This window comes from Azospirillum himalayense (assembly GCF_042657465.1).
In the GTDB taxonomy this organism is placed as follows: Bacteria; Pseudomonadota; Alphaproteobacteria; order Azospirillales; family Azospirillaceae; genus Azospirillum; species Azospirillum himalayense.
This window is the reverse complement of the sequence record NZ_JBHSLC010000080.1, coordinates 1-3,913: the sequence shown is the minus strand read 5'-3', so window position 1 is coordinate 3,913 and position 3,913 is coordinate 1. Positions and strand designations below refer to the sequence as shown.

The 3,913-nt window shown below is 57.3% G+C and carries 4 protein-coding genes; 1 reads left to right on the top strand and 3 read right to left on the bottom strand.

Going from position 1 to position 3,913, the window contains the following annotated elements; genetic code table 11:
* Nucleotides 1-437: 437 nt before the first annotated feature.
* The 3 genes from ACFPMG_RS23925 to ACFPMG_RS23915 form a co-directional block, all read right to left on the bottom strand.
* Nucleotides 438-1,217: a DUF1828 domain-containing protein gene (locus ACFPMG_RS23925; RefSeq protein WP_376997725.1), complete on the bottom strand. Its 780-nt coding sequence runs from the start codon at nucleotides 1,215-1,217 to the stop codon at nucleotides 438-440.
* Between the two features lie 634 nt (nucleotides 1,218-1,851).
* Nucleotides 1,852-2,361 carry a hypothetical protein gene (locus ACFPMG_RS23920; protein WP_376997724.1) on the bottom strand — a complete coding sequence of 170 codons (510 nt, stop codon included), beginning with the start codon at nucleotides 2,359-2,361 and terminating at the stop codon, nucleotides 1,852-1,854.
* A gap of 431 nt (nucleotides 2,362-2,792) precedes the next feature.
* Nucleotides 2,793-3,266 (bottom strand): lysozyme, encoded by a 474-nt coding sequence (locus ACFPMG_RS23915; RefSeq protein WP_376997723.1) that lies wholly within the window; start codon nucleotides 3,264-3,266, stop codon nucleotides 2,793-2,795.
* A gap of 331 nt (nucleotides 3,267-3,597) precedes the next feature.
* On the opposite strand from ACFPMG_RS23915, the gene ACFPMG_RS23910 reads away from it, so the two are divergent.
* A partial coding sequence (locus tag ACFPMG_RS23910) for a zinc metalloprotease (RefSeq protein ID WP_376997722.1) occupies nucleotides 3,598-3,913 on the top strand: 316 nt, incomplete at its 3' end.

Here is a 3,913-nt window from a genome sequence, read left to right as displayed (position 1 = left end):
AGGACGTTCACGCCCGGACGGTTGAAACGCTCGCAGCGAGCCGGACTGCCGCCTCTCGCCATGCTCGGCGCGGATCGGGCAGTGCTCGTGCAGGGTCAGGCCGCCATACCGTCGGCGGACCAGCTTCGGGCTGAGGATCTCGGTCATGGGGGCTCCGGAAAAGGAAAAGCCCGCCGTGGGGGTCCGGGCGAGCTGGGGTGGGTTATCCGCGTTGCGCGAAGAATACCGATATCGTTGGCTTTTTCCCTGGGGTCGGGAATGTCGACCGGGGGAGCAGCCCTCCTTTGCCGCCATGGCGTGGAGAGCGGCGGCCACAAGTGGGGCGGCCGACGCGCATGAGGCCACTCTACCCAGGTGACTGCGATCAACCCGATAATCCGAAGAGCCTCAAAATTGTGGACAGGCTGTAAGGATTGCCCAATCAGAACGATCCTCTCTTATCGGGCTTGAGCGACAAATTTAGCTACTTTCTCAACAGCCTCCTGATGACCTCCATCCCAAGCAGCCAGCTCAAGATCACTATTCAAAGCTCGCGTTTGGGTTCTGCGAGTTACACGGCTTGAATTAGAGTTTTCATAGATCAAAAATGGAATCACGTTTCCAACTTTATTGAGCTCAAGCTCCTTCGAAAACAGTATTGCCTCCAGCGCCTTCTGCTCACTAATGCCTGGAAAAATGGCCGCAACCCTGCCGTTTTTGTGCTTAACAACAATATCAGCTATATACTCGGACATGGACTGAACTGGAGCCTCATCCGTCAATACGACAGCGTCTCCACCAAGACGCCTTTTAATTTCAGCCACTAAATCATCGCGAAATGTTCCCGTGATGCGCGGCTTTGCCGTAAACAACAGATCCTGAACTCTATTCATAAATGAAAGAAAGCTCGCGGCAGTATACCCCGCATCACAAGCCCTGACCCATTCAGTGCAAAAAATAATATCAACATCATCATAGATGATACTATGCTCTGATGTTAATGAGTAAAGAATTTCAAGGCGGGTATCATTTGACAAGTCAACTCCAGCCCCCTCCAACTCACTTATCGTAAGCCCATCGTCTTCGAAGCGGACAAGATCGCCATCAACGCGACCATAAAATGTGAGCGCATCGCCTGTAAACCAAGGGAATGGGGCCTTGATCGCAAAGCCCATAGGTACAGCATGAACCTCAAATCCGGCACACAGGGCACGGCAAATTTGCTCCTTGAGGTTCATATCAAGTCACCTTGCGCTGCGAATCGGAAACGCGCCGCCGCGATGGACAGCGCATTCGCTTTCGTAACATTAAACTCAACCGTGCACTTTACGTCGGTTCGTTTCGGCCATCCCCGCATGCGGTCTCGGTCACGCAACACTCCCGGCATCGCCGTAGTGACGTTACCATCAACATAATGACAGTGCCAGTTCCGGTGCGATGCGTGCAGCTCATGATGACAGATTATAATGAGGTCACCATCTCGTTCAACGCCTAATATTGCGCCATAATAGCATCTTTCCACACTTAATTTTAGAAATATCCGAAATCGCTCACCCATTGCTTCGAACGAGACTATCCTCCATTCCCACCCTCTTCCCGTGACTATCCCACCGTATGCTTTCGACAGCGGAAACTGGGTGCGGGGAACGCGCCCAGTTTTCCACTCGGCGACACGTACATTGTGCTTGTTAGCTCGAATAACGTCAGATAACCGCATTCAAACAACCCCGCCGCGAATAACTGTGCAATTTCAGCACTTGCGCAGCGACAAAACAAGCCTGTCGATATTTCAAGAGCCCCTCACACCAGCCCCAGCGCGATCGCCGTCCGCGTGTCCACCCGCCCGGTGACCGGCAGCCGGTCAGCACCCGTTCACGCATCCCGAGCCAGTAGCGCCTCATAACGTCGGACGGTCTCGCGCATCTCCTCCAGGATCTGGCGTTGATCTTCGTTCGCCGCCCGTATGCGTTCTGCGTCAGCGCGGGCTTGCTCGGCATGAAGTCGGGCCTCCTCGGCCAGAAGCCGGGTCGCCTCGTGGAGCAGTCGGGCATCTTCCTTAGCGCGACGCGCCTCCTCCGCCGCTCGTCTGGCCATCTCGGCGGACTGGCGGAGTTCTTCGTCCAAGATGCGCAATTCCTCGGCCTCCTGCCTTTGCGCCTCCCCGGTGATCCGCCCCTCCTCGGCCATGAGCCGTGCGCCCTCGGCCTCCACATGCTGCTGGAATGCCGCGTTGCGTTCCTCTTCGGCTACCTCACGCTTCCGTTCGGCATCCGCTCGGGCATCTTCTGCTCTGCCGCGCCCCGCTTCGCTACGCCGTTGCCAAGCTTCGGCATCAGCGCCGAGGAGCGCACTACGGTTCACCTGATGGTGCGTCTGGGTCATGGGGCTTCCCCTGAGTTAGGCGGCGAGACGCATTCAACACGCGCTCGGCAGAGCGCAGGCGCTCATAGGCGTGGTCCAGAAGGCGCCGCCTCCGTTCCAGCACCGTACGGACCTTCGCTTGCAGTGTCTCGATCCGCGTCAGGGTATCCATTCCACCCTTAACAGGCGGCTCTGACAACCCGCCCAACAGGCCGAGCGGGGATTATGGGAAAACCAGGGAAGGAGAAGTGCAATCGCGGCGCCTTGAAAGGGGGCCTAGGGCGCCGCGATTGCCGGAGTTTAGGGAGGAAATTATCGTCCAGGAGCAAACACGTTCGGTGACGTGCAGTCGATTAACACGCTGACAACGTGTTGGTGCGCTGGTTCGCAAGGCATACCGCGCCCGGGTAGCTATCCGGCTGCTCAAGTCTCCCGCACCCGCCGCCCAACGATCATCCAGCCTCGAACAGCTTCGCCTCAGCGGCCCGGCGCTTCACCAGACCCGGAAGCTGCGTCTTGATGCCGTCGACGGTGGCGTAGACCCACTTCGGGAACTCCTTCGCGGCCCCGGCATAGTCGCCCTGGTTCAGCAGGCGCAGCAGCGTCGAGGACTGCAGGGCGCCGGCCCCCAGGTTGAACACGAAGGAGGCCAGGGCGCCGCGCTGCTGGTCGGTCAGAAGGACCTTGACCAGCCGGTCGACGTCCCGGGCGGCATCGGCCATGTCGGCGCGCAGGAAGACCTCGGCCTGGAGGCCGTCGATCGTCTGGCCCATTCGGACCCCGGCAGTGTGCCCGTAGCCGATGGTGGGCACGCCGGCCGGGCACAGGTAGGCCGAGAGGTACAGGCCCTCGAAGTGGCGGACCAGCGCCAGGGCGTCGGGGTGGATGTCGCGCGGGATCGCCGCGCCGGCGGGCACGTTGGTCATTGGGTTACTTCCTCATTGGAATTGTTTTAAAGAGCAGCGGCGTTTAGGGTCGCGCGATCTGCTATCCACGGCAGGAATTAGCTGAACCTTGGCGGCTCATTGTGGCCGCCATTCTTTTGCCGGCGCGCTGGGCTCCGAAAGGGGGGCGGTTCAGTGACTCACGGCGCAGCAGGAGAGGGATACCACCCCCGCAGCTTCATCTTAGTTCGGCAACGGTCAGCTTCGAAGCTACAATATTAAGTAACACTGTATTGTATTTGAAATTTTCCAGTTATCAAATGGACGCTATGAGCGATACTTTTTGCGCAAACTCATACGGCGGAGAGTGACGATGCCCAGCCCCACCTCGTATAGCCCTTCGTCAAGAACATATAATTCGGGCGCGATCGGGATTGATGCCCTGTTGAGCGGAACAAAATGGGGGGGCTCGGTTGGCACGGGGGTTAATCTAACCTACAGTTTTCCAGGAGAAAATGGCGGAACAGGCTATTATTCCACAAACTTACAAGATTATGGATCAGGTAAGGAGTTTAATCAATGGACTCGGCTAAGTACTTCACAGATTGCTCTCGCTGAAAATGCTCTTCATGCTTGGAGTAATGTAGCTAACATAAATTTTAGCAAGGTTTCCGATAGCCAAAGCAATG